Source organism: Sphingomonas sp. BAUL-RG-20F-R05-02 (genome assembly GCF_022662305.1).
Classification (GTDB): Bacteria; Pseudomonadota; Alphaproteobacteria; order Sphingomonadales; family Sphingomonadaceae; genus Sphingomonas.
Map to the genome: position 1 here is coordinate 49,868 of NZ_JAKNQH010000005.1, position 24,217 is coordinate 74,084.

Consider the following 24,217-nt stretch of genomic DNA (forward strand, 5'->3'; position numbering starts at 1 on the left):
TGGCGCGTAGCGGCGCGGTTCAAGCGCCGGGCAGGCGTGCCTTTGGAAAGCCCGCCCATGCCGCGTCATAGTCGGGCTGGGCATGCTCCAGCGCATGAGCGGTCGGGCGATATGGCCAGCAGCTTTCGACCATGAACGCCATCGTGCCGTCGATCTTGCGTGGTTGCAGATCCGCCTCGCTCGCCGCGCGCCAACTCGCCACGTCCGGGCCGTGGCCCGCCATAAGGTTGTGCAGCGACAGCCCACCCGGCGCGAAGCCGTCCGCTTTGGCATCATAGGCGCCAGTGATGAGCCCCATCGCCTCCGACATGACGTTGCGGTGAAACCACGGCGGCCGGAACGTATCTTCCGCCACCATCCAGCGCGGCGGGAAGATCACGAGATCGGCATTGGCGCGCCCCGGCACATCCGACGGTGAGGTCAGCAGCGTGAAGATCGACGGATCGGGATGATCGAAGCTGACGCTGCCGATTGTGTTGAACCGCGCCAGATCGTACCGCCAGGGGCTAAGGTTGCCGTGCCACGCCACCACGTCGAGCGGACTGTGGTCAAGCGTGGTCGTCCACAGGCTGCCCAGCGATTTCTGCACAAGCTCGAACGGTGCGTCGACATCCTCGAACCACGCCACCGGGGTCTCGAAATCGCGCGGATTGGCAAGACCATTGGCACCGATCGGGCCGAGATCGGGCAAGCGGAACAACGCGCCGTGGTTCTCGGCGATGTAACCGCGCGCCGCGCCGTCAGGCAGCAGTGCGCGGAACCGCACCCCGCGTGGGATCAGCGCAATTTCACCGGGCGCCACGTCGATCCGGCCCAGTTCGGTCAGCAGCGTAAGCCGCCCCGATTGCGGCAGGAAGATCAACTCGCCGTCCGCGTCCACGAACGCACGGTTCGTCATGTCGCGGTTGGCGGCGTAAAGGTGCACCGCCACACCCTCCAGATCGGCGGGATCGCGGTTGGCGAGCATCGTGGTGATGCCGTCGATCAGATCGGTCGGCTCGGCCAGGGCTGGGGCGGGCGACCAGCGCAGCCGGTTGGGCGCGAGCGGTTCGGGGCTGGTTCCGGGCGCGAACCGCTCTGCGCCTTGGTAGCGGGTATAGGGTGGATGCTCGGCGGAGGGACGCAGCCGGTAGAGCCAACTGCGCCGGTTCTCATGGCGTGGCGCGGTAAAGGCGGTGCCGGAAAGTTGCTCGGCGTATAACCCGAACGCGGGGCGCTGCGGCGAGTTGCGGCCGATCGGCAGCGCGCCGGCTACAGCCTCTGTGGCGAAGTGATTGCCGAAGCCGGAGAGATAGTTCGTCATGGCGCCTACGTCCTATGCCTGCTTCGCCGGGGAAGGGCGATGTCTCAGCCTTCCACCGACACCACCCCGCGGCGGATCTGGTCCAGCTCGATCGACTCATACAGAGCCTGGAAGTTGCCGTTGCCGAAACCCTGATTGCCCTTGCGCTGGATGATCTCGAAAAAGATCGGCCCGAACATGTTCTCGGTGAAAATCTGGAGCAGCAGCCCCTCGGTCTCGATATCGCCGTCGATCAGGATGCGGTTCTGTTTCAGCCGCGCGAGATCCTCGCCGTGGCCGGGCACGCGCTGGTCGACCAGTTCGTAATAGGTCTCGATCGTGTCCTGCAACCGCACGCCCCGCGCACGCAGCGCCTCGACCGTCGCGAAGATGTCGTCGGTGGTCAGCGCGAGGTGCTGGATACCCTCGCCGTTATACTCGCGGATGAATTCCTCGATCTGGCTTTTGTCGTCCTGGCTCTCGTTGAGCGGGATGCGAATCGCCTTGTCCGGCGCGATCATAGCCTGGCTGAACAGACCGGTAGCCTGCCCCTTGATGTCGAAAAACTTCTGTTCCTCGAACCCGAACAGCGTGCGGTAGAACGCGCTCCACACCCGCATCTGCCCGCGACGGACGTTGTGGGTGAGGTGATCGAGCAGATCGAGGCCGACACTGTTCGCCGCTTCCTGCTCGCGCCAGCCCGGGAACTCTGCCCAATCGGCGTAGAGGTCCACGCCGTCTTGAACGAAGTACAGATACGATCCGCCGATCCCCTGAATGACGGTGTCGTCTTCCTCCGTTGGCTTGGCGCCATTGGCCAGCGCCCATTCCATCGCCTTGGCGGGATCGGCAACCCGGAACGCCATCGCACTGGCGGATGCGCCATGTTCGCCACGGAAGGCGGCGACGCGACCAGCCTCGTCGCGGTTGATCATCAGATTGATCCGGCCCTGCTTGTAGCGGGTGATATTCTTGGCCGGATGGCGGTGCGTGGCCGTGAAGCCGATCTGCTCGAGCTGCCGCCCCATACCGATCGGATCGGGCGAGGTGAACTCGACGAACTCGAAGCCATTGAGGCCTAGCGGGTTCTGCTGCAAATTCTGGGGCGGGTTTTGTGCGGCATCCTGTTCCATGCCGCAAAGATATGGTTGCGGGCAGATGGTGTCAAATGAAACGATCTGCCGTACGTCTCGTTTCGTCGTAGCTCAGCCGGTCCGTCGCAAGACATTGCGTGCACCGCCGACGATGCGCGACAGGATCAATTCGTCCAGTCCCGCATAGCCGAGCCCGAGGTGATCCGGCCGCACGCTCGCCGTCGCGATCAGCCCCAGCGAACCGGTGCGCAACCCTGTCCGCCCGACCCGAGCCCAGCGTCGCGCCGTCTCCCACCGCAGCAGCTTGCGACTGGCCGCGTCCGGCCGGCGCGTCTCGATGAAGTGCGCTTGCAACCGCACCAGCGCATCGCCCAGCCGGCGCAACGTGGCGCGATCGGGCACCGGCAGCTGCCCCATAACGTAATGGACTAGCAAAGACGCCACGTCCTCCGCCTCCTCGCCGAGGTGATCGCGATGCGCATCCGCCAGCACCGACACCGAACACGCGCGCAACTCGTCCACCCGGCGTTGCGACAGGCTGCCGCGCGTGCGGCGATAGGTCATCAGTTCCTCATCGAGCCGGGCGATCGTGCCGAAGCGGGCGATGCGGTGGTAGAGGTCGTAATCCTCCGCGCAGATCAACTCCGGCCGCATGAAGATATCGAGCCGCCGCGCCGCGTCCGCGCGCATCATCACCGAGGACCATACCAGCGGGTTCTCGATCTTGAGCAACCATTCGATCACGCTCGGCGTGGTGATGGGGGCAAGCGTCGGCGGCAGCACCGCGCCATCGTCGAGGATGTTGGCGGCGGTACCGAGCAGGACCGTATCGGGGTGCGCGTCAAGGTAGGCGACTTGCCGCGCGAACCGCTCCGGATGGCAGAGATCGTCATGGTCCAGCGCGGCGAGGTAGCGTCCGCGCGCGTGTGCAAACGCGGTGTTGCGGGCACGTACCACGCCTTGATTGACCGGCTGTTCGACAATGCGAATACGCGCATCGTCGATGGTTTTCAGCACGGCGACACCATTATCGGTCGAACGGTCGTCGACCACGATCAGCTCCCAGTCGCCGAACGTCTGCGCCTGCAACGTCGCGATCGTCTCGCCGACAAGCGCCGCGCCGTTGTACAACGCCATCAGCACACTGATCGTGGGGGCAGGGGAGGGCTGCATCGTCCCGGCTTATCGGCTGGCGGGTGCTAAAAAGCTGTTACGGTGTCGGTGGAAGGGTGCCGAGCCGTGCCTCGATCCGGTCGAGCCGCTCGGCGATGGCGAGATCAATCTTCTCGTGCAGGCGCAGAATTTCCAGTTCGGTGCGCAGGTTGACCTCGTAATCGAGGCTCGCGGCGAGGCGATCCTTCTGCGACTGGCGGTTCTGGCTCATCATGATGACCGGCGCTTGGATCGCAGCGAGCGTTGACAGCATCAGATTGAGGAAAATGTACGGATAGGGGTCGAACACCAGGCCCCAGCGCGCCAGCACGTCGCTGTTGAGCAGCATCCACCCGAACAGCACGATCGTGAACGCGATGATGAAGCCCCACGAACCACCCACCGCCGCGACCCGATCGGCGAGCCGTTCGCCATAGGTCGAGCGTTCGTCAGCGACATCGGCGGCATCGCGCGCGATCGGCAGCTTCGACGCGATCTTTTCGAGCACGTTCTGCTGTTCGGGATCAAGCTGGCGGGTATGCGCACCGAACATGCGCGACAGCGGGTTGTGAGGGGAAGGCATCAGGTCAGTCCACGATTATCGGCAGTTCGGGCGCGACATAGCGCAACGGGTCGAGCTCCACACCCTGCCGCCACCCTTCCGCTCCGCGACATGCGTTAGGCCAAGACTGCGGAGATGCTCGCACACCGTCGCGTTCTTGGGGCTGGGGTATACTCGCCGGTCAATCGCTTGGCATCGAGCGCAGGTGCGGTAGCGGCGACATGCGATGCCACCGCTTCCTCGAAAAGGCGGGCAAGCAGGTGGCATTTCATCAGCCGCGTCTCGCAATGCTCTTCCTCGGCACCGCGCACGCACGCCGCCATGGTCGACGCATGGACGCGCAAGCCTAGCGCCTGCGCATCCACGGAAAGCAGATCGCGTCGTGTTTGCCCGGCGTCGGCGTAAATACTGGATAGAACAGTTGCTGTGGCACCTGTCGGTTATCGACCAGACCGACGCGACGCGCGGTGCCGACGCGGCTCGCCTGTCTTAATTTCGTCGCGTTGAGCGAAGCTGGTGCCATTGCGCGCAACGACGCCGCGTCAAGCGGTTCTGCGCTGCGGATCGCCTTCAGACGCCTTTTCAAATCAGCAGGCGCGGGCAGGAGCCACGGCAGGCCGAACGGGTCGTGCATCGGCTCTGGGCTGTCGGTCAGGCGATGTTGCCGGTCAGAAACCTGACGTTGCAGAGCTCTCCGATCTCAGTGCTGGAGACGCGTACGCCGAAGCGCTTTTCAATCGCGACATTGAAGCGAATTTGGCGCTGGCTATTCCCTCCCACGATCATCTCTGCGGGCAGATCGTCGTGATAACCGATGTCCAACACGTCGCCATAATCTTTGTGGCAGCGCCGGGGATCTCTTCGCGGTCCATGCAGTCGCCTCATGGCAAATCTGCCGTCGCTGTGGCGCAGTTCGCTCGCCAAGGCAACGCCCGAGCGGCGGACGCAATCAGAACGCGTTACGGTGGAGCAGCACCCGAAACGTCATAGCGATGATCACCAGATCGCGCCAAATCGACCAGGTGTCGAGATACTCGAGATCGGCCTGCAAGCGGTTGCTCAGGTCCGACTCGTGCACCGTCGCGCCGCGATACCCACGCACCTGCGCCAGCCCGGTCAGCCCCGGCTTGGCGGCATGGCGGTGCCAGTATCGGGTATCGACCTCCCAGAACAGCTTGTCGGCCGCACGTGAGCCGAGTGCATGGGGGCGCGGGCCGACGATGCTCATTTCACCTTTCAGCACGTTCAAGAGCTGCGGCAACTCGTCCATACTGGTGCGGCGGATGACCTTGCCGACGCGGGTAATACGATCGTCGTCGCGAGATGCCGACCGGTTGCCGGCATGGTCGGTTTCGAGCACGCGCATGCTGCGGAACTTGAGCATTTTGAACATCTGGTTGCCGCGCCCGATGCGGGTCTGCTTGAAGAATACCGGGCCAGGACTGTCGAGCTTCACCAGAATGGCGATTACCGCCAGAATCGGCAGCAGCGCTATCACGGTAGCCAGTGCCAATGAGAAATCGAACCCGCGCTTCATGAAGCGCTCGAACAACCCAAGCGGCCCGTGCGCGATAACGATCGTCGTTGCGCTGCCGTGGTTGCCTAGGCCGAGTGGGGCGAGGTTATGGAGCTCCGGCGCGACGATCTCGCTCTGGATATTGGCGCCTTTCAGCGCGTGTGCCCAAGCGGTGCGGCGCGCCGGGTCGCATGCGACGACAACACGATCCGCGCTTTCCAGCGACTTGGCGAGCCGGTCGTACATTACAGGATCATGTTTTTCGGGATCAAAAAACGACTCGGGCGAGATCATCACCGAAAACACGCCCGGCGGCACCGGCTGGTCGCTTTCGCAGATCAGGATCACGCTGAACGGATTGCCGCCGATGATCGAAACCATGCGTTTCACGAACATATACCGTGCGGCGATCATCGTCATCATTGCGAAGACTGATCCGATCGCCACCAGCAGGCGCGGAAACCCCTCGGACGCGCGCACGCAAAATGCGACGAGGATCACTGCGCTGATCGCGATCACCAGCGCCTGCACGCCCTTCGCAATCGCACGGAACGGATCCTGCAAATTCGCCGCGGCATAGGCATGTGCGTTGAGTGCGGTAACGAGATACACCGGCAGCAGCACTGCGAGCAGCACCAGCCACACGCGGTCCGCGCCGAACTGCCCATGTAATAAAGCCGCGATCAGGAATGATACGGTGATGGACAGGAAGTCGATCAACACCAGGGTAGTAAAGGCACGCGTCCGCAAAGCCGAAGCACGCGGGCGCCACCAAGGCTTCTCCGGCGACATCACCGTATAAGGATACCCGTTCTCTGGCGTCCACTCGGATCGTCCGATTTCCAGGTTCATGATCGCATCCTACACGTGGGATCAATGGTAGCGCGCCCATGAACGTACAGAAGATGATGCAAGTATGAAGCGGATATTTTGCTTAGCAGCATCAACTTACGTGATCAGCCGTTTCGGTCATCGCGTCTGTGTCGTCGGGCGAGTCCAATGTTCCTCGAAATCACTTGAGAAACCATAGCCGGTGTTTCACGAGATAATCGCGTCAAGCCTCCGGAACGGACATAACAGACGGGAACCGTGATAATGAGGGAGTGACGTTCAAGCATCTGCTAACGAAAACACGCTAACGGCGTGCCGATTTGCTTCGAACAAGCCAAAGGGCGTGCACGCATCTTCCGCTGGTCGCTCGGCATCCACCCGGCAGCTCGTTTCGGCCGACTTGGGTCCTCAGCGACACGATTGCAGAACGCTGCTGACAGGTGCCATATTGGCGGCACCACGTGCAGAACCGCGCCGTAGTCGGGGACGGATATGTCAAAGATGGCTTCGGGCCATCTGGCGCCCTTGCTCGCCGATCAGCCAGCGAGCCGAAGCAACTCCTGCCGAACCTTGGGGGCCGGCTGATCGGGCCAGATACCGCGCGTGTCGTAAACCTGTTTGTCCACACGCTCATCAAGCGGCACGGATCTGAAAACGTCGTGATCGACCAGCACGATCATGATGCCGCAGCTCTCGATCGCGGTGTCGATGTCGATTAGGCCGGCACCGGTGCCCTTGAACTCAGCCGGCAGCGCGGCGGTATAGGGCTCGACAACCGCGATCCGGCTGCCGAAGCGGCGTGCCAGTTCGGCGGAGACTTTCAGCGCCGGGCTCTCCCGGAAATCGTCGATGTTCGCCTTGAACGCGAGGCCAAGGCACGCGACCCGCGCGCCCGGCTGCGCCTCGATCATCGCGGCGGCGCGCGCCACCACATAGTCGATCTTGGCATCGTTCACTTCGCGCGCGGTGCGGATCAGCGGCGAATTGGCCGGGTCGGCGTGGACCAGGAACCACGGATCGACCGCGATGCAATGGCCGCCGACCCCCGGGCCGGGCGACAGGATGTTGACGCGCGGATGACGATTGGCGAGGCGGATCACCTCCCACACGTCGACCTCCGTCGTATCGGCCAGCCGACTCAGTTCGTTGGCGAAGGCGATATTGACGTCGCGAAAAGCGTTTTCGGTCAGCTTGGTCATCTCGGCCGCGCGGCTTGTCGTAGTGACGCAGGCGCCCCGCACGAAACGACGGTAGAACGACAACGCTTTGCGCGCGCAGCGTGGTGTGATGCCGCCGATCACACGATCATTGTCGATCAGTTCGACCAGGATGCGGCCCGGCAACACCCGCTCCGGACAATATGCGATGGCGATGTCGGCGGCTTCTCCGGTCTTGCCCGGCACCTTCAGATCGGGCCGCAACTTGGCGAGCAGATCGCGCACCCGCTCGGTGGTGCCGACCGGCGAGGTCGATTCGAGGATGACCACGTCACCTGCCTTCAGCACCGCCGCAATGGTGGTGGCGGCGCGCAGGACGTACCCGATGTTGGGCGCATGATCGTCCGCAAACGGCGTCGGCACCGCGATGACGAACACGTCGGCCGACTCGACCTGCGTCGAGGCGCGCAGGTTCCCGCGCGCGACCACGCCCGAGACGAGGCCGTCGAGATCGACCTCCTCGATATGTACCTTGCCCGAGTTGACCGTCTCGACGACATGCGGGCTGACGTCGATGCCGAGCACCTTCGCGCCGGTCCGCGCGATCACCGCGGCGGTGGGCAGTCCGATATAACCGAGGCCGACGACAACGACCTTGAGTTCAGCATCCGAAACCATCGGCGACGATCCTTGCTATCCTTGCGGACGCATGACCATCGCCAAACGGATTGTGGGCGCGGGCCATGGCCGTGTACGCGCCCTTGTCGTCCAGTAGGGTTGATATTTCGGAAACGATCCGGTCGGAATCCGTCCCGATAAGCTTTGCCGTGCCCGCGTGTACGCCTTCGGGCCGCTCGGTCGTCTCGCGCATCACCAGCACCGGCTTGGCGAGGGCAGGGGCTTCCTCCTGCACGCCGCCGGAGTCGGTCAGCGCGATCTCGCACATGCCGAGCGCACGGATGAAATGCGGGTAGTCGAGCGGTGCGATCCGCGCGACGTTCGCCCGGTCGCCGAGCAGCGCGTCCATCACCGAGACGACATTGGGATTGGGGTGCACCGGGAACAGCACGGCGGTGTCGCTGCGGTCCGCGATCCGCCCGATCGCGCGCGCGATGCCCTCCATCCCGCCACCGAAATTTTCGCGTCGGTGCGTGGTGACGAGGATCAGCCGCTTGCCCGCGAACCGCGCGGCGATGTCGTCCAGCCCGGCGGCCAGCGACGGATCGGCATCGAGCTTGGCGCGGGTGGCATGCAGCGCGTCGATCACGGTGTTGCCGGTGACGTGGATGGTCGAGGACGCGATATTCTCGCGACGCAGCGCTTCCGCGGCCGTCTCGGTTGGCGCGAAATGCTGATCCGCGATCGGCGCGACGATGCGACGGTTCACTTCCTCTGGCCACGGCTGGTAGATGTCGCCGGAGCGTAAGCCCGCCTCGACATGGCTGACCGGCACCTTGCGGTAATATGCGGCGAGCGCGCCGACCATCGCGGTGGCGGTGTCGCCCTGCACGATCACGCGGTCGGGCTGCTCCGCGTCCATCACCTCGCCAAGCCCGGTCAGCAACCGCGCGGTCAGCCGGTCGAGCGACTGGCCGGGTTCCATCAGGTCGAGGTCGATATCCGGGCGCAATCCGGCAATCTCCAGCACCTGATCGAGCAGCCCGCGATGCTGCGCGGTGACGCAAGTACGTACGTTCAGGCCGGGTACGGCCTTAAGCGCGGCGACCACCGGAAACAGCTTGATCGCCTCCGGTCGCGTGCCGAAGATGACGAGAACGGTGCGAAGCGCTGGGGTTTGCATGGGCGAAGCCTTGGCCGAGGTTGCGTTAAGGAGCAGCTAACTGCGTGAGTGTCACGTAGAACTCGCGACGCTTCGTCCTCCAACAGGCGTAATCCGGCGACCGCTAAGCGGTCCGAACCCTTGATCATTAGCAACCGACCCGGCGTTTCACGGCACGTGCCGGATGCCGCGCGCTGATGGTACGCGACTTCCACAGCCGGCACCGCATTACCGACGCGGGAGTGCCGCAATCCGCAAGAGTGGAGCGTCAGGGGACGAGCGCACCACACGCCGGGCAACCCGGATCCTTGGGCAGCGCGATGGTGCGGAAGCGGAACGCCAGCGCGTCGACGAGCAGCAGTTTGCCCGCGCTGTCGTCTCCGAAACCGGTGATCGCGCGCAGGACCTCCAGCGCGGCGAGGCTGCCCATCACCCCGGCCATCGCGCCGAGCACGCCGGCTTCCGCGCAGCTGGTTTCGGGCCGATCGGGATCATGGCCGACGAAGCAGCGGTAGCAGGGCTTGTCCGCTTCCCAGCCGCGAAACACCGCAAGTTGCCCCTCGAACTGCGCGACCGCCGCCGACACCAACGGCACCCGCGCCGCCAATGCCGCGTCCGCCACCGCCAGCCGCGTCGCGAAACTATCGGTACCATCCAGCACCACGTCCGCGCCCGCCATCAATGCGGGCGCATTGATGGCGTCGAGTCGGGCATGTCGGTTCTCGACGTGGACATGTGGGTTTAGTCGCGCCACCGCTGCCGCTGCCGCTGCCGTCTTTGCCGTGCCGACATCGTCGCCGCCAAAGATCGTCTGGCGTTGCAGGTTGGAGAGATCGACCCGGTCGTCGTCGATCAGAATGAGCGTACCGACCCCGGCGGCGGCGAGATACTGGATCGCCGGCGACCCGATCCCGCCAGCGCCGATTACCGCGACGCGCGACGCCCTGAGTTTCGCCTGCCCCGCGCCGCCAATGTCGCGCAGGACGATATGGCGTGCATAGCGCTCCAGTTCAGCGTCGCTGAGCGTCATCCACGCCAGTCGTAGACGGTGGTGGTGCGATACCACAGCTTACCTGCCCGGACCTGGAGGTTGGCCCGCGCAAAGCTGGTGACAAGACCGGCGCTATATTGCTCGACGGTCGGGCACCCCATCGCGCGCGGCACCGCACGCCGAACGGTACCGTCCGCATCGACCAGCGTCGCCACGTCCACTCTGACGACATAATGCCCGTCTACCGGTCTGGTGACCGCGCACCGTCCCGCGGCAATCTCGTCCGCCACGAACTTGTCGAGCGGCGCGGTGATCTGTGGCTGCACGACGAATGGCATTGCCGCGAGATTCGACCAGTCGCTTGGCAGCGGCGGTGCAGGATTTTGCACGTCGGGTGCCGCCTGGGCCAGCAGAGCAAGAGCCAACATCATCGTCCGGTCGAGCCGAAGCCGTCGTGGTCGCGCCCAGTATCGTCCAGCTCGGCGACCTCTTCAAATGCTGCGCGCTGAACAGGTGCGGGAACGAGCTGGGCGATGCGGTCGCCGCGCGCGATCTCGAACACGTCCGCGCCGAGGTTTGCGAGGATCACCTTCACCTCGCCGCGATAGTCGCTGTCGATCGTGCCCGGCGTGTTGAGGCACGTTACACCGTGTTTGAGCGCCAGCCCCGATCGCGGCCGCACCTGCACTTCAAAGCCGGGCGGGATCGCTATTGCGAAACCGGTCGCCACCGCCACGCGCGTGCCGGGGGCGATCGTCGTCGCCTCGGCCGCCACCACGTCCATCCCCGCCGCGCCTGCGGTCGCATAGGCGGGCAGGGGCAGGCCGGTCCCGTGATCGAGGCGTTTGATGCTAATGGCGATCGTCGGCTGCGTCATGCTGCGTATCTTAGCGTACTGCCGGCGTTTGTCTAACCGCAGCGCGTCAGCCCGGTTCGGCAAGCGTGGCGAGGATACGGGCGGCAAGCCTGTCGGCGACCACCTGCTTTCCGCTCCGTTCCCAGCTTTCCACGCCCTCTGCGGTGATGATGTGAACCGCATTGCTCTCACCGCCCATCACGTCGCCCGATACGTCGTTGGCGACGATCCAGTCGGCACCCTTGCGGGCGCGCTTGGCGACGGCGTGTTCGATCACGCGCTGCGTTTCCGCCGCGAACCCGATCAATAGGCGTGGCCGCTGCGGGCTGCGCGCGAGATCGGCGAGGATGTCGGGATTTTCGACGAGGTGGAGAACCGGCGCGCCGTCGCCCTTCTTGATCTTCTGGCTTGCGCCTTCGACCCGCCAATCGGCTACCGCCGCGACCATCACGGCGGCATCGGCGGGAAGCGCGTCCACAACCGCCGCCGCCATCTCGCGCGCGGTTTCGACGTCGACACGGGTGACACCGGCCGGCGTGTCGAGCGTGACCGGCCCCGCCACCAGCGTCACGCGTGCGCCGAGGGCCGCCAGCGCCGCCGCGATCGCGAAGCCCTGTTTCCCCGACGACCGATTGGCGATGTAGCGCACCGGGTCGATCGGCTCATGCGTCGGTCCGGCGGTGATGAGGATGTGGGGGGCGACGGCCGATCCGTCGCGCGGCGCCTCCCGCCGTTCCCCAGCGGGAGGCGGTACCGTCATATCCCCAGCGCCGCCTTGATCGCCGCGAGGATCGCCTCCGGTTCGGGCAGGCGTCCCGCGCCGAACTCGCCACATGCCATCGGCCCCTCGTCGGGTTCGAGCACGGTCACGCCATCGTCGCGCAGCGTCGCTACATTGCGGCGGGTGGCGGGGTGTTGCCACATCCGCACGTTCATCGCCGGCGCCGCGAGCACCGGCTTGTCGGTGGCGAGCAGCACCGTCGTGCCGAGATCGTCGGCCATGCCCGCCGCCATCCGCGCCATCAGGTCGGCCGTGGCAGGCGCGACGACGATCAGATCGGCTTCACGGCTGAGCTGGATATGGCCCATCTCGGCTTCGTCCTTGAGATCCCACAGGGATGTGAACACCTGCTGCTCGCTCAGCGCGGCAAGCGTCATCGGCGTGATGAACTGCTGCGCGGCGGCGGTGGGCACGCAGCGCACCGCGATGCCCGCCTTGCGGCAAAGCCGGATCAACTCACACGCCTTGTACGCGGCGATGCCGCCGCCGATGACCAGCAGGATCTTCATCGCACCACCCGTGTCACCGTGATCCGCCGCCGTGCCGCCGCCACCCCCACCAGATCGCGAAGGCCGTCGGGCGCGAACGCCAGACCAACGAGGAGCGTGGGCGCGACCATCAGCCCCCAATAGAAGGTGTCGGCACGCGCGAACAGCGCGATCAACACCGCATAGCCGGACATGGTCGCAATCACGCGCAGGCCAAGCTCGCTCTGCCACGCCGCCCACCCGGCCAGCGACAATGCGACGAGCGGCGCCGCCAGCGCGAGCGGCAGCATCGTCAGCGCGGTCGAAGCCGCCATCGCCTGCACGAAGAAGCCGAAGCCGAGCATTCCGCTCCATCCGGGCGACGCAGCATCGGTGGCATGGACCACCTCGGATACGGCATGCGCATGCAGCGCAACCACCACCGCCAGCACGCCGAGCGACGCCGCCCAGCCGACCGCCTCGCGCCGGCACCCTTGCGCAAATGCCAGCACCGCCATGATCCCGACGAACAGCGCGGCGGTCTCGCGAATCAGCATCGCCATCATGCCGAACGCCACCGCCTCGACCCAGCGGTCCGGCCGGCGCAGCGCCAGCGCCAGCGCGATCAGCAGCCCCGCCCAGATCTCGTGAAAGGCGACCAGGTCGCTCTGCACGAACGCGGCCATGCCCCCGGCGAGCAGTAGCAGCGCGACCACCAGCGGCACCCGGCGTGCGAAGGCGGGTCGCAGCCGCAGCCACCATGCCGCGAACACGCCGAGGGCAAGCAGGTCGAGCAGGATCGGCACCGCGCCGTTCGGCAGCGCTGCCTCGATCACCGCGAGCGTCGGCAAACGGAAGGCGACGAACGGCTTGAGCGGGTAATCGCCCGCCCGGAGCGACCGTGCCGCCACGCTGTAATAATCGCCACCGGCGCGGATCCCATCGACGATGGTCTGGTACAGCGTCAGATCGGCCTGTGACGGATCGGCCGGCGCCCCGGCGGGAGCGACGACGCCGAGCGCGAGGAAACTCGCCGCGACCAACAGCGCGAGCGCCGCCAGCACCGCCCGTGCCCGCCCACGCGTGACCTGCGCGAAGCGGCTGGGGGCGGTGAGCCAGAGCGGGGCGACCGGCCGCGCCACCGCCTTAGTGGAACGACAGCCAGGCGGCGGCGAAACTCACGCCGGCGCTTACCACCGCGACCAGAACGTAGCGCATCGCGCTGCTGCGTCCCGACCCGAGAACCGCGATCGGCCGCATCGGCGGCTCGGGCGGGGCACCGCCGGGGGAGGGGAAGTGCCGCTCGATATTGCGGACCAGTTCGGGGATGCGCGACAGCGTCCGCAGATCGGTGATGAGCCGATCCGCCACCGCCGCCTCAGGCCCGAGCTCGGTCCTGATCCATTCGCGCACGAACGGGGCCGCCGTGTCCCACAGGTTGATGTCGGGGTTGAGACTGGTCGCCACGCCTTCGACCATCACCATGGTCTTTTGCAGCAGCAGCAGGTGCGGCTGCGTGCGCATGTCAAAGTCGCGCGTGATGTTGAACAGGCTGTCGAGCATCATGCCGATCGACATGTCCTTGACCGCCAAGCCCCGCATCGGCTCGCCCACCGCGCGCAATGCCGTGGCGAACTCGGCGACGTCGTGGTGCGCCGGCACGTAGCCCGCCTCGAAATGGATCTCCGCGACGCGTTTGTAGTTGCCGGTGATGAGCCCGTAGAGGATCTCCGCCAGCCACACCCGCGCGCGCCGGTCGATCCGGCCCATGATGCCGAAGTCGATCGCCGCAATCCGGTTCCCGGACAGCGCGAACAGGTTGCCCTGATGCATGTCGGCGTGGAAGAAGCCTTCCGTTATCGCCTGCCGAAGGAACGCATGGACGAGCGTGTCGGCGAGCCGCGGCAGGTCGTAGCCCGCCGCCACCAACGCGGTGCGGTTGGACAGCTTGATGCCGTCGATCCACTCCAGCGTCAGCACCTTGCCGGTGGTACGCTCCCAATCGATCTTGGGGACGACGAAATCGGGTTCCGCCGTCATCGCGTCGGCGAGTTCGGAGGCGGACGCACCCTCGCGCCGGAAGTCCAACTCGCGCGCGGTCCAGCGCTTGAACGTCGCGATAACGAGGCGCGGGCGCAGCCGGGCGAGTTCGCCGCCGCTCGCCAAGCCCTCGACCTGTGCCGCCGCCCACTCATACGTGTCGATCGCGCGGGTGAAATCGTCCTCCACGCCCGGCCGCAGCACTTTTACCGCGACGTGTCGGCCGTCGGTGGTGACGGCACGGTGGACCTGCGCGATCGAAGCAGCGCCGACCGGCACCGGATCGATCGATTCGAACAGCGTGGCCGGATCGCGCTGGAACGCCTTAGCCATCGCCGCATGGATCGTCTCGTACGGCAGCGGCGGCAGCGCGTCCTGCAACCGCAGCAGGTCGTTCGCCGCCTCGTCGCCAACGATATCGGGCCGCGTCGCCAGCGTCTGGCCAAGCTTGATCGCGGCCGGGCCGATCGCCTGCAACGCGTCGGCATAGCGCGGCACCGGCGGCACGCGCGCGCCAAGCCGTGCGATCCGCACCAGCCGTTTGACCGCCGTGGGCGTGTTGGGATCGCGCTCGATCCCCTGCAAGGCACCATGACGCGCGAGGATGCGGCCCCATTTCAGGAGCCGCCAGAGATGGACGGCGGGGGCGGTCACGCCGGAGTCCTGCTCAAATCTTCCAGCCGCTGTGGATCGCCACCAGCCCGCCCAGCATCGGCTCGACCTTGGTCTGCACGAAACCGGCCTCGCCGATCATCGCCTCGAACGTCGGCATGTCGGGGAAGCGCCGGATCGATTCGATCAGATAGCGATAGCTGTCGGCGTCGTTCGCGAGCAGCTTGCCGAGTTGCGGCACCATCTTGTGCGAATAGGCGTCATACACCTCGGCGAAGCCCGGCCACACCGTGGTGGAGAACTCCAGACAGAAGAACCGCCCGCCCCGCCGCAGCACCCGGTGCGCCTCGCGCAACGCCTTGGGAATGTCGGTCACGTTGCGGATGCCGAACGCGATCGTATAGGCGTCGAAGAAGCGGTCGGGGAATTGCAGCGTCTCTGCATTGGCCTCGGTCCACACCAGCCCGTCGATGCCGCGCTTGGCGGCGCGGTCCATGCCGACCTTCAGCATCTCCGCGTTGATGTCGGCCACGGTGATCGACGCGCCCGAAGGCTCCATCCGGAACGCGATGTCGCCGGTGCCGCCTGCCATGTCGAGGATCTGCTCGCCTTCGCGCGGTTTCACCCGGCGCACGAAGCGGTCTTTCCAGATCCGGTGCATGCCGCCCGACATGGCGTCGTTCATCAGGTCGTATTTCGCGGCCACGTTGGAGAAGACGCCGCCCACCCGGGCGGTCTTCTCGTCTGCGGGGATGTCTTGATAGCCAAAGGATACGGTGTCGCTCATTCCCCCGCTCTAGCGGCGCCTTGTGGCGCGGGCAAACGCAACCTAGCTGCCAATCGTTCGACCGCACGGACGAACGGAGAATAAAGCGCGATGCCAGAATTACCCGAAGTCGAGACAACGGTGCGCGGCCTCACGCCGGTGCTGGAGGGCCAGCGGCTTGTGCTGGTCGAGACGCGCCGGCCCGATCTGCGTCGCCCGTTCCCGCAGGATCTGCGCCAGCGGCTGACCGGCGCGTGCGTGACGGAGCTGGGGCGGCGCGCCAAATACGGCCTGATCCATACCGACCGTGACGACACGATGATCTTCCACCTCGGCATGTCGGGCCGCTGGCGGGTCGATCCGGGTGACCTGCTGCCGCACGATCATCTGGTTCTGGAAACGGGGGCAGGGCGCCGCCTCGCGCTCAATGACGCGCGGCGATTCGGCTCGGTCGATCTGGTGTCGACCGGATCGCTTGACGCCTATCCCGCCTTCGTGGCGCTTGGGCCGGAACCGCTCGGCGATGACCTTTCAGCGGCGTATCTAGCCCAGGCGCTGGACGGGCGGATCGCGCCGATAAAGGCGATGCTGCTCGACCAGCGCATCGTTGCCGGCCTCGGCAATATCTATGTCTGCGAAGCGCTGTTCCTCGCCGGCATCAGCCCGAAGCGAGCGGCGGGCCGGATCTCGCGCGCGAAGCTTGCCCGGCTGGTGGAGGCGATTCGCACGGTGCTGCTCGCCGCGATCGACGCGGGCGGCTCGACGCTGCGCGATTATGCGCGGCCGGATGGTGAACTCGGCTACTTCTCCAAACAGTTCGCCGTCTACGGCCGCGAGGGGGAGCCGTGCGGTTGCGGAGGCACCGTGTTGCGCTATGCCGATGGCGGCCGATCGACCTTCTGGTGCAGCCGTTGTCAGCGGTAGGACCAGCGTTACGTCTTGACCGAATCAACCCCGCTGGCTAAGGGGCCTGCCTTCCGGCGCGGGGAAGCAATTCCGTACGCGTCATCCGATCTCAGACCTAGAGGGCTTCATGGCCAATACGCCACAGGCGAAAAAGCGAATCCGGCGCAACGCGAACCGCGCCGTAGTCAACGGCAACCGCGTCGGCCGTATCCGTACCTTCGTGAAGAAGGCGGAAGCTGCGCTCGCATCGGGCGACAAGTCCGCCGCGACCGAAGCGATGGCGCAAATGCAGCCGGAGCTGGCGCGCGGCGTGTCGAAGGGCGTGCTGCACAAGAACACTGCCGCGCGGAAGTTCTCGCGCCTGACGAAGCGTCTCGCCGCGCTCGCCTAAGCGTTTCAAAACGTTCTACAAGCATTTTGCCCGCTCGGGTTTACCGGGCGGGCTTTGCTGCGTTCGCCGTAGACGGTGTCTGAAAACGCAGATCCGCGTGCCGGCGTGAAGCCATTCCGCGCCATTTCCGCAAAGCGAGGATTCCCGGCGATTCGCAACGTCTCCGTTCCGATCGTCCGTCAGATATTGCCCATTTACAGACACTTGTAAGATTTCTGACGGGAAACCTTGGGCAATTCCGAGTCAATCGGATTATTTCAGAAATCTGACGGCTGCGGCCATTGATCGAATCGCGTCGATCTTCATAACTGCCCCTCGACAGCGCGGACGATCGTCCGCGCAACTCAACTAAGAGCGCCCCTCGCCGGACGGAAACGTGATTCCGCCTGAGGGGACGTTTGTCCGAATTTGCGGTCGCGTGCGCGGCGCGTGGCCGAAAGGAAGGTTTTTGCGTGAACGGATTGGGGGCCAGAGGAGCGTTGCGCGTGGATGACCGGATCGAGCAGGGCGAGATCGCCAGGGCTTGGACGGTCGTCCGCTCGCACCTGCGTGAGTCGGCCGGCACGCGCCTGTTCGACAAGTGGCTCAAACCCATCGAACTGATCGAAGACGATAATGCGGATGCGGTGCGTCTCGCGCTGCCGTCCGCGTTCATGACCAATTGGGTCAGCAACCATTATGCCGATCGACTGCTGCAGGAGTTCCGCGCGCAGATGCCGGGCGTGCGCAGCGTCTCGATCGAAACCCGTTCGGCCACGCCGCAGCCGCAAACGCTGCGGGCCGATTCGGCGGCGGGAGCCGAGGTGGCGGTGCTCCGCCCCCTCACGGCTGCCGTCGCCACCCCTGCGCCTGTCGCCGCCCAGCCGGGCCGCGAGCGGCCACCGCTCGACGCGCGTTTCACGTTCGACCGCTTCGTGGTGGATGCCTCCAACCGCGTTGCGTTCAATGCCGCCAAGGCACTGGCCGAACCCGGCGTGCCGCGGTTCAGCCCTTTGTTCCTCCACGGCGGCACGGGCCAAGGCAAGTCGCACCTGATGCACGCCATCGGTTCGGCCTATCTCGAAGCGGTGCCGAGCGCGCACGTCATCCTGATGTCGGCCGAACGCTTTATGTTCGAGTTCGTCCAGGCGCTGCGCGCGCGCGACACGCACGCCTTCAAGGCGCGGTTGCGCTCGGCGGACGTGCTGCTGATCGACGATCTCCAGTTCATCGCCGGCAAGGATTCGACGCAGGAAGAGTTCTTCCACACCATCAACGAGGTGATGGGCGCGGGCAAGCGGCTCGTCATCAGCGCCGACCGCTGCCCGCAGGATCTCGACGGGGTAGAGGCGCGGATTACCTCACGGCTGTCGTGCGGCCTCGTTGCGGATATCAAGGCGCCCGATCTCGCGCTGCGCCGCGCGGTGCTGGCGCGCAAGCTCGCCGAACTGCCCACCGTCGCGGTGCCGGCCGAGGTGGTCGATCTGCTCGCCACCCGCATCACCGCCAGCATCCGCGATCTCGAAGGCGCGCTCAACCGTGTCGTCGCCTATTCGCAGCTGACCGGCGATACGATTGATCTTGAATTCGCCGTCGTCACCCTCGGCGAAGTGCTGCGCGGCGCCGAACGGCGCGTCACGATCGACGAGATCCAGAAGGCGGTATCGGCCCATTTCGACCTGAAACCAGTCGATCTCGTGTCGGCGCGCCGCGCCGTCGTCATCGCCCGCCCGCGCCAGATCGCGATGTACCTCGCCAAGCGGTTGACCACGCGCTCCCTGCCCGAGATCGGCCGTAAGTTCGGTGGTCGAGACCATTCCACGGTCATCCACGCGGTCCGCCGGATCGAGGAATTGCGCGACAAGGACCGCGACCTCGACACCGCCGTCCGTACGCTGCTCCACACGCTGGAGGGGTAGGGACGTCCAATCGGGCCAGGCGCGGTCGGGTTCCCGGCAGCGTGGCTGAACCCCGCGCCACGATCCGACAGAAGACGTTCAGACCGGAGCGTTCATCTCGCGAGAACGCCGGGCACCGTTTGGATGCCCAGCGGATCCGTCAGGGCATGCTCCGGGTCGTCGCAGCATATAGCGCGATCGCGGCGGCGTTGGAGACGTTGAGGCTTTCCATCCGCGGCGAGATCGGCAGCCGCCCGAGCTCGTCGCAGTGCGTGGCGGTGTTTTGTCGCATGCCTTCACCCTCGGCGCCGAGCACCAGTGCGACACGTTGCTGCCCCATTGCCTCGTTCAGCGTCTGCGTAGCCTCGCCCGCGAGCCCCACCCGCCAGAAACCGGCTTCGGCAATCTCGTCGAGCGCGCGCGCGAGGTTCACCACCCGGACCCATGGCACCATCTCCAGCGCACCCGACGCGGCGCGGGCGATCGTGCCCGATTCAGGCGGCGCGTGCCGATCGGGCGTGATGATGCCGAGTGCGTCGAACGCCGCCGCCGAGCGCAGGATCGCGCCGACGTTATGCGGGTCGGTCACCTGGTCGAGCACCAGCAGCGGTCGCTTGTCGTCAGCACCCTGTTCGAGCAGATCGGCGAGCCAGATATCCTCGAGCGGATCGACCTCCGCCACCAGCCCCTGGTGCGGCGCGTCGGATGGCACCAGCCGCGCCAGGTCGGTGACCTCGGCATAGGTGACCGGAATGATCGGCGGGATGTCGAGGCTCGCCATGGCCTCGCGCGTCGCCCAGATCTTGCGCACCACGCGGTCGGGATTGGCGAGCGCCGCCGTCACCGCGTGGCGACCCCAGAAACGCGGCCGGCCGGCGGGCGCCTGCGACGGGCGATGTCCACGCCGCGCCATCAGTTCGACCTCTCACAGGAGACGAGACGGGGCGTGGCAGTGCTGGAAAGGCTCATAGGGCGTCCTGATCGGAAATGGTGTGCGGACCCTTGTCGAGGTCTGCAAATCTCGTCGTCCGGTATGCGGGGGCGTGCCCGCATGCAAGCCTCTGCCGATTTTTGCACCGCTAAGCCGTTGACAGCACGCTTCCGGATCGGCATTGGCACGCCTCGCTTTTTTAGCGGCCCAACCTGGACAGGTGGCCGAGTGGTTAAAGGCAGCAGACTGTAAATCTGCCCGTGCAAGCGTACGCTGGTTCGAATCCAGCCCTGTCCACCAACCTTCCCGCCGGGGGCTCCGGCGGATCTGCCAAAGCAGCCGATGAGCGAAGCACGTCGACGTTTAGCGACGAGACCGGAGTGCTGTGCGCACGGCCGGTACCATCCTCGCAACAATGATCTCCACGCCGCGTGCGTTCGGGTGCAGCCCATCCGGCTGGATCAGCGCGCGGTTGCCCGCCACGCCAGCAAGGAAGAACGGGTAGAGCGGCGCGTGGTGCGCCTTCGCAAGCGCCGGGTACATCGCCTCGAACGCGGTGACGTAGTGTGTGCCGAGGTTGGGCGCGGCCCGCATGCCGGCGATCAGTACGGGGATATGACGCGCCTGCAAATCGGTGAGGATCGCGTCGAGATTGGCGCGCGCTTGAGCCACCGGCAGACCGCGCAGCATGTCGTTCGCGCCAAGCTCGACGATGACGAGATCGGGCGGCGAACCGGGCCCCCGGAGCCCCCAGCGCAACCGTGCCCGTGCCTGCGCGGCGGTATCGCCCGCCACGCCGCCGTTGCGTACCGTCGCCGCGACCCCTGATCGGCGCAATGCCGCCTGAAGACGGGTGGTGAAGCCCTGTTCGGGCGGCAGGCCGTAGCCGGCGGTCAGGCTGTCGCCAAACGCCCAGATCACCGGCGCCTGGGGGCCGGCGGCGGCCGGCGTCGCGACAATCGCGAGTGCGAGATAGACAACCACCCGCCGCCACCCATATCGCAACGTCTGTGACCATTTCTGCATCCCCCGCCGATAGCGCGTTGATCGCCGCGCGCAACATCTCGCTGTCGCTGGGCCGCCCGCCCGCGCGCGTCGACATCCTGCGTGGTATTGACCTGCGGGTGGAGGCTGGAGAAAGCGTGGCGTTGCTCGGGCCGTCGGGGTCGGGCAAATCCTCGCTGATGGCGGTACTCGCGGGGCTGGAACGGCCCAGCGGCGGCGAGGTGCGCGTGACCGGGCTGGACTTCGTCGGGCTGGACGAGGATGCGCTGGCAGTCGCACGGCGCGGGCGGATCGGCATCGTGTTGCAGGCGTTCCATCTGCTGCCGACGATGACCGCGCTGGAAAATGTCGCGGTGCCGCTCGAACTCGCGGGCGAGCGGGATGCGTTCGCGCGGGCCGAGGTGGAGCTGGCCGGTGTCGGCCTTGCCCACCGGGTCACGCATTACCCTGCGCAGCTTTCCGGTGGCGAGCAGCAGCGGGTGGCGATAGCGCGTGCGCTGGTGGCGCGACCGGCGCTGCTGTTCGCGGACGAGCCGACCGGCAACCTCGATACCAAGACCGGCAACGCGATCATGGACATGCTGTTCGGCCGCCATGCGGAGAGCGGCGCGACCTTGTTCGTCATCACCCACGATCCCGCGCTGGCTGCGCGGTGCGTACGGGTGATCGAACTCGCCGATGGCCGTATCGTCGGCGATCGTCGTGCGGATCGGCCCGCCTCTTGAACGTCGCCTGGCGGCTGGCGCTGCGCGATCTGCGGCGGGGCGGGCGTGGCCTGTTGCTGCTCGCTTTGTGCCTGTTCCTCGGCACCGCGGCGCTGGCCGGGATCGGCAGCCTGTCCGCCAGCATCCTCGCCGCGCTTGACGCGAACGGTCGGGAGATCGCCGGTGGCGATGTCGAGCTGACCGTTTCGCAGCGGCGCGCCACCGTTGCCGAACTGGCGGCGTTCGGCACGGCCGGGCGCGTCTCCGAAGTCGTTTCCACACGCGCGATGGCTGAGTCCGACCGCGCGGCCGGGCCGGTGCTGGTCGACCTGCGCGGCGTCGGTTCCGCCTGGCCTTTGGTCGGGCGTTTTCGGCTCGCGGCGGGGGCGAGCAGCGCGCGGCCGCATGGGCGTGAGATCGCGATCGCGCCCGCGCTGGCGGATCGGCTTGGAGTAAAGGTCGGTGATACGCTGCGGATCGGCATGGCGCCGCTGCGCGTGATCGGCATCATTGCCACGGAACCGGACCGGCTGGGTGCCGGTTTCGCGCTCGGTCCGCCAGTGCTGGTCGATCTTGCCGGTCTCGATGCCACCGCGATCGTTCAGCCGGGCAGCCTGTACGAAAGCCACTACCGGATCGCACTGGCGCGGCCCGGCACCGCGCAGGCGGTCGGCGACGCGCTCGTCAAGCGGTTCCCCGGTGCTGGCTGGTCGGCCAAGACCAGCGACCGTGCCGCCGGCGGGCTGCGGCGCGGGATCGCGCAACTCGGTCAGTTCCTGCTGCTCGTCGGGCTGGCGGCGCTTGCCATCGCCGGCATCGGCGTGGGGAGCGGCGTGGCGGCGTATCTCGGCGCAAAGACGCGGATCATCGCGACGCTCAAGGTGCTGGGCGCACGTTCCGGCACGATAGCGACCATCTTCCTCGCGCAACTCGGGGTTGTCGCGGCCGCTGCGATCGCGGTCGGGCTGGTGTTCGGCGCACTGGTGCCGTGGATCGTGACGGCAGCGGTAGGTGCTGCGCTGCCGGTGCCGCCCCGGCTCGCGCTCTATCCGCTCCCGCTGGCGATCGCGGCGTTGCTGTCGATGTTGGTCGCGACCGTCTTCGCGCTGCCTGCGCTCGCCCGTGCGCGGCACGTGCCGGCGGCGACGCTGCTGCGCGACGCTCTGGTGGTTCGCACGCTGCCGTCGCTACGGACGCTCGCGATGATGGCGGCTTTGCTTGCGGCGCTGGTCGCGCTGGCGGTGCTGACCGCGTCGGACCGGATGCTCGCGCTCGGCTTCGTCGCGGCGGTGATCGGGCTGATCGTGCTGCTATGGGGGCTCGGCGTGGCGATCCGTGGCGGTGCCGCGCGCCTGCCGCGACCGCGCCGCCCGTTGTTGCGGCTGGCGCTGGCCAATCTGCACCGGCCGGGCGCGCAGACCGATCGGCTGGTGGTGGCGCTCGGCCTCGGCTTCTCGCTGTTCGTGGCGATGGCGGTGATCGACACCAGCCTGTCCGCCGAGCTGCGCGATGCCGCTCCGACTAAGGCGCCGCGCTTCTTCGCGATCGATCTGCAACCCGATGATGCCGCGCGCTTCCGCACCGCCGTCACCGCTGCCGCGCCGGGCGCGAAGATCGAAAGCGTGCCGTCGCTGCGCGGGTCGATCGTCGCGCTGCGCGGGCGGCGCGTGGCCGATATGAAGACGCTGCCGGATGCGGCCTGGGTGCTGCGTGGCGACCGCACGCTGACGTGGTCGGCGACGCTGCCGCCGCGCAACGCGGTCGTGGCAGGGCGATGGTGGCCAGCCGATTATCGCGGACCGCCGCTCGTCTCGCTGGAGGACAAGGCGGCGGAGGCGCTGCATCTCCGGATCGGCGACACCATCACCGTTTCGGTGCTGGGCGTCGACGTGCCGGCGCGGATCGCTGCGCTGCGCAAGATCGACTGGGGCGGGCTCGGTCTCAATTTCGCGATCGTGTTCTCGCCCGGTTATATCGAGGAGGCGCCGCACGGCCTGTTGGCGAGCGTGTATTCGCCGCCGTCCCGTGACGGCGCGGTCGCGCGGCAGGTGGCGCGGGCACTACCGTCCGTCACGCTGATCCGCGTCGGCGACGTGATCGGCCAGATCGGCGCGGTGCTTGGTCAGGTCGCGCTGGCGATCCGCGCGGCGGCGTTGGTGACGGTGGCGGCGGGTATCGCTGTGCTGGTCGGCGCGGTGGCGGCGTCGGGGCGGGCGCGCCGTTACGATGCGGTGATCCTAAAGCTGCTCGGCGGCAGCGGGCGGCAGGTGCTGGCGGCACAAGCGCTCGAATATGCGATGCTGTCGCTGGTGCTGGTCGCGGTGGCGCTCGCCATCGGCGTCGCGGCAGGGTGGTTCGTAGTGGTGCGGATCTTCGCGATCAGCTGGGCACCGGACTGGCGCGTCGTGGCCGTCACGCTGGCGGCCTCGGTCGTCGTCACGCTCGGAACGGGTCTGCTCGGCAGCCTGTCGGCGCTCCGCGCACGTCCGGGCGAAGCCTTGCGCGCGCTGTAGCGC

Annotated in this window: 23 protein-coding genes, 1 tRNA gene and 1 pseudogene; 6 read left to right on the forward strand and 19 right to left on the reverse strand. The window is 66.7% G+C overall.

The window, feature by feature from the left end; all coding sequences use genetic code 11:
- Positions 1 to 19: 19 nt before the first annotated feature.
- The 17 genes and pseudogenes from hmgA to L8F97_RS12485 form a co-directional block, all read right to left on the reverse strand.
- Entirely contained in the window at positions 20 to 1,303 is a 1,284-nt protein-coding gene (gene hmgA / locus L8F97_RS12405; protein ID WP_242150329.1) for a homogentisate 1,2-dioxygenase, read from the reverse strand.
- A gap of 44 nt (positions 1,304 to 1,347) precedes the next feature.
- Positions 1,348 to 2,415: a 4-hydroxyphenylpyruvate dioxygenase gene (gene hppD, locus L8F97_RS12410; protein ID WP_242150332.1), complete on the reverse strand. Its 1,068-nt coding sequence runs from the start codon at positions 2,413 to 2,415 to the stop codon at positions 1,348 to 1,350.
- Positions 2,416 to 2,487: 72 nt separating this feature from the next.
- Complete coding sequence (locus L8F97_RS12415) at positions 2,488 to 3,549, reverse strand: glycosyltransferase family 2 protein (protein ID WP_242150335.1); 1,062 nt, start codon at positions 3,547 to 3,549, stop codon at positions 2,488 to 2,490.
- A gap of 37 nt (positions 3,550 to 3,586) precedes the next feature.
- Positions 3,587 to 4,111, reverse strand: a complete 525-nt coding sequence (locus tag L8F97_RS12420; protein ID WP_242150338.1) for a DUF1003 domain-containing protein — start codon at positions 4,109 to 4,111, stop codon at positions 3,587 to 3,589.
- A 95-nt stretch (positions 4,112 to 4,206) separates the two neighbouring features.
- The gene (locus L8F97_RS12425; RefSeq protein WP_242150341.1) at positions 4,207 to 4,434 is read right to left on the reverse strand and encodes a hypothetical protein; all 228 of its coding nucleotides are present in this window, start codon (positions 4,432 to 4,434) and stop codon (positions 4,207 to 4,209) included.
- Positions 4,435 to 4,436: 2 nt separating this feature from the next.
- Positions 4,437 to 4,724, reverse strand: coding sequence for a hypothetical protein (locus L8F97_RS12430; protein WP_242150344.1), 288 nt, complete (start codon positions 4,722 to 4,724; stop codon positions 4,437 to 4,439).
- Positions 4,725 to 4,741: 17 nt separating this feature from the next.
- Entirely contained in the window at positions 4,742 to 4,912 is a 171-nt protein-coding gene (locus L8F97_RS12435; RefSeq protein WP_242150347.1) for a hypothetical protein, read from the reverse strand.
- Between the two features lie 127 nt (positions 4,913 to 5,039).
- Positions 5,040 to 6,458, reverse strand: coding sequence for a sugar transferase (locus L8F97_RS12440; RefSeq protein ID WP_242150350.1), 1,419 nt, complete (start codon positions 6,456 to 6,458; stop codon positions 5,040 to 5,042).
- Between the two features lie 515 nt (positions 6,459 to 6,973).
- A complete protein-coding gene (gene wecC / locus L8F97_RS12445; RefSeq protein ID WP_242150353.1) occupies positions 6,974 to 8,272 on the reverse strand; it encodes a UDP-N-acetyl-D-mannosamine dehydrogenase in 1,299 nt (432 codons plus the stop codon).
- Positions 8,256 to 9,395 carry a non-hydrolyzing UDP-N-acetylglucosamine 2-epimerase gene (gene wecB / locus L8F97_RS12450; RefSeq protein ID WP_242150355.1) on the reverse strand — a complete coding sequence of 380 codons (1,140 nt, stop codon included), beginning with the start codon at positions 9,393 to 9,395 and terminating at the stop codon, positions 8,256 to 8,258. Before wecB ends, wecC begins: the two co-directional genes overlap by 17 nt.
- 247 nt (positions 9,396 to 9,642) lie before the next feature.
- A complete protein-coding gene (locus tag L8F97_RS12455) occupies positions 9,643 to 10,404 on the reverse strand; it encodes a HesA/MoeB/ThiF family protein (protein ID WP_242150358.1) in 762 nt (253 codons plus the stop codon).
- Positions 10,401 to 10,796: a hypothetical protein gene (locus L8F97_RS12460; RefSeq protein ID WP_242150361.1), complete on the reverse strand. Its 396-nt coding sequence runs from the start codon at positions 10,794 to 10,796 to the stop codon at positions 10,401 to 10,403. Before L8F97_RS12460 ends, L8F97_RS12455 begins: the two co-directional genes overlap by 4 nt.
- A complete protein-coding gene (dut, locus tag L8F97_RS12465; RefSeq protein WP_242150364.1) occupies positions 10,793 to 11,242 on the reverse strand; it encodes a dUTP diphosphatase in 450 nt (149 codons plus the stop codon). Before dut ends, L8F97_RS12460 begins: the two co-directional genes overlap by 4 nt.
- A 46-nt stretch (positions 11,243 to 11,288) precedes the next feature.
- Positions 11,289 to 12,511: pseudogene (gene coaBC, locus L8F97_RS12470) on the reverse strand (bifunctional phosphopantothenoylcysteine decarboxylase/phosphopantothenate--cysteine ligase CoaBC).
- The gene (locus tag L8F97_RS12475) at positions 12,508 to 13,611 is read right to left on the reverse strand and encodes a hypothetical protein (RefSeq protein ID WP_242150367.1); all 1,104 of its coding nucleotides are present in this window, start codon (positions 13,609 to 13,611) and stop codon (positions 12,508 to 12,510) included. Before L8F97_RS12475 ends, coaBC begins: the two are co-directional and overlap by 4 nt.
- A 4-nt stretch (positions 13,612 to 13,615) precedes the next feature.
- On the reverse strand, positions 13,616 to 15,163 hold the full coding sequence (gene ubiB, locus L8F97_RS12480; RefSeq protein WP_242150370.1) for a 2-polyprenylphenol 6-hydroxylase: 1,548 nt from the start codon (positions 15,161 to 15,163) through the stop codon (positions 13,616 to 13,618).
- 13 nt (positions 15,164 to 15,176) lie between these two features.
- On the reverse strand, positions 15,177 to 15,908 hold the full coding sequence (locus L8F97_RS12485; RefSeq protein ID WP_242150373.1) for a class I SAM-dependent methyltransferase: 732 nt from the start codon (positions 15,906 to 15,908) through the stop codon (positions 15,177 to 15,179).
- A 90-nt stretch (positions 15,909 to 15,998) separates the two neighbouring features.
- On the opposite strand from L8F97_RS12485, the gene mutM reads away from it, so the two are divergent.
- The 3 genes from mutM to dnaA all read left to right on the forward strand — a co-directional run bounded on the left by mutM (position 15,999) and on the right by dnaA (position 19,082).
- A complete protein-coding gene (mutM, locus tag L8F97_RS12490; protein ID WP_242150376.1) occupies positions 15,999 to 16,811 on the forward strand; it encodes a bifunctional DNA-formamidopyrimidine glycosylase/DNA-(apurinic or apyrimidinic site) lyase in 813 nt (270 codons plus the stop codon).
- A gap of 109 nt (positions 16,812 to 16,920) precedes the next feature.
- Positions 16,921 to 17,184, forward strand: coding sequence for a 30S ribosomal protein S20 (rpsT, locus tag L8F97_RS12495; protein WP_242150379.1), 264 nt, complete (start codon positions 16,921 to 16,923; stop codon positions 17,182 to 17,184).
- 485 nt (positions 17,185 to 17,669) lie between these two features.
- Positions 17,670 to 19,082, forward strand: coding sequence for a chromosomal replication initiator protein DnaA (dnaA, locus tag L8F97_RS12500; protein ID WP_242150382.1), 1,413 nt, complete (start codon positions 17,670 to 17,672; stop codon positions 19,080 to 19,082).
- 139 nt (positions 19,083 to 19,221) lie between these two features.
- Here dnaA and rlmB read toward each other — a convergent pair whose 3' ends face one another.
- The gene (gene rlmB, locus L8F97_RS12505) at positions 19,222 to 19,974 is read right to left on the reverse strand and encodes a 23S rRNA (guanosine(2251)-2'-O)-methyltransferase RlmB (protein ID WP_242150384.1); all 753 of its coding nucleotides are present in this window, start codon (positions 19,972 to 19,974) and stop codon (positions 19,222 to 19,224) included.
- 232 nt (positions 19,975 to 20,206) lie between these two features.
- Here rlmB and L8F97_RS12510 point away from each other — a divergent pair.
- Positions 20,207 to 20,292 (forward strand) — tRNA-Tyr (locus L8F97_RS12510).
- A 63-nt stretch (positions 20,293 to 20,355) separates the two neighbouring features.
- Here L8F97_RS12510 and L8F97_RS12515 read toward each other — a convergent pair.
- Positions 20,356 to 20,976, reverse strand: a complete 621-nt coding sequence (locus L8F97_RS12515; RefSeq protein WP_242150387.1) for an arylesterase — start codon at positions 20,974 to 20,976, stop codon at positions 20,356 to 20,358.
- Between the two features lie 26 nt (positions 20,977 to 21,002).
- Here L8F97_RS12515 and L8F97_RS12520 point away from each other — a divergent pair, with 26 nt between their 5' ends.
- Positions 21,003 to 21,722, forward strand: a complete 720-nt coding sequence (locus tag L8F97_RS12520) for an ABC transporter ATP-binding protein (RefSeq protein WP_242150390.1) — start codon at positions 21,003 to 21,005, stop codon at positions 21,720 to 21,722.
- Positions 21,719 to 24,214, forward strand: a complete 2,496-nt coding sequence (locus L8F97_RS12525) for an ABC transporter permease (protein ID WP_242150393.1) — start codon at positions 21,719 to 21,721, stop codon at positions 24,212 to 24,214. The genes L8F97_RS12520 and L8F97_RS12525 overlap by 4 nt, the downstream gene beginning before the upstream one ends.
- The last annotated feature ends 3 nt before the right edge of the window (positions 24,215 to 24,217 follow it).

Coding starts and splice junctions, on each gene's coding strand:
- hmgA (WP_242150329.1), bottom strand. CDS start 1,303: ATGACGAACTATCTCTCCGGCTTCGGCAATCACTTCGCCACAGAGGCT.
- hppD (WP_242150332.1), bottom strand. CDS start 2,415: ATGGAACAGGATGCCGCACAAAACCCGCCCCAGAATTTGCAGCAGAAC.
- L8F97_RS12415 (WP_242150335.1), bottom strand. CDS start 3,549: ATGCAGCCCTCCCCTGCCCCCACGATCAGTGTGCTGATGGCGTTGTAC.
- L8F97_RS12420 (WP_242150338.1), bottom strand. CDS start 4,111: ATGCCTTCCCCTCACAACCCGCTGTCGCGCATGTTCGGTGCGCATACC.
- L8F97_RS12430 (WP_242150344.1), bottom strand. CDS start 4,724: ATGCACGACCCGTTCGGCCTGCCGTGGCTCCTGCCCGCGCCTGCTGAT.
- L8F97_RS12440 (WP_242150350.1), bottom strand. CDS start 6,458: ATGAACCTGGAAATCGGACGATCCGAGTGGACGCCAGAGAACGGGTAT.
- wecC (WP_242150353.1), bottom strand. CDS start 8,272: ATGGTTTCGGATGCTGAACTCAAGGTCGTTGTCGTCGGCCTCGGTTAT.
- wecB (WP_242150355.1), bottom strand. CDS start 9,395: ATGCAAACCCCAGCGCTTCGCACCGTTCTCGTCATCTTCGGCACGCGA.
- L8F97_RS12455 (WP_242150358.1), bottom strand. CDS start 10,404: ATGACGCTCAGCGACGCTGAACTGGAGCGCTATGCACGCCATATCGTC.
- L8F97_RS12460 (WP_242150361.1), bottom strand. CDS start 10,796: ATGATGTTGGCTCTTGCTCTGCTGGCCCAGGCGGCACCCGACGTGCAA.
- dut (WP_242150364.1), bottom strand. CDS start 11,242: ATGACGCAGCCGACGATCGCCATTAGCATCAAACGCCTCGATCACGGG.
- L8F97_RS12485 (WP_242150373.1), bottom strand. CDS start 15,908: ATGAGCGACACCGTATCCTTTGGCTATCAAGACATCCCCGCAGACGAG.
- mutM (WP_242150376.1), top strand. CDS start 15,999: ATGCCAGAATTACCCGAAGTCGAGACAACGGTGCGCGGCCTCACGCCG.
- rpsT (WP_242150379.1), top strand. CDS start 16,921: ATGGCCAATACGCCACAGGCGAAAAAGCGAATCCGGCGCAACGCGAAC.
- rlmB (WP_242150384.1), bottom strand. CDS start 19,974: ATGGCGCGGCGTGGACATCGCCCGTCGCAGGCGCCCGCCGGCCGGCCG.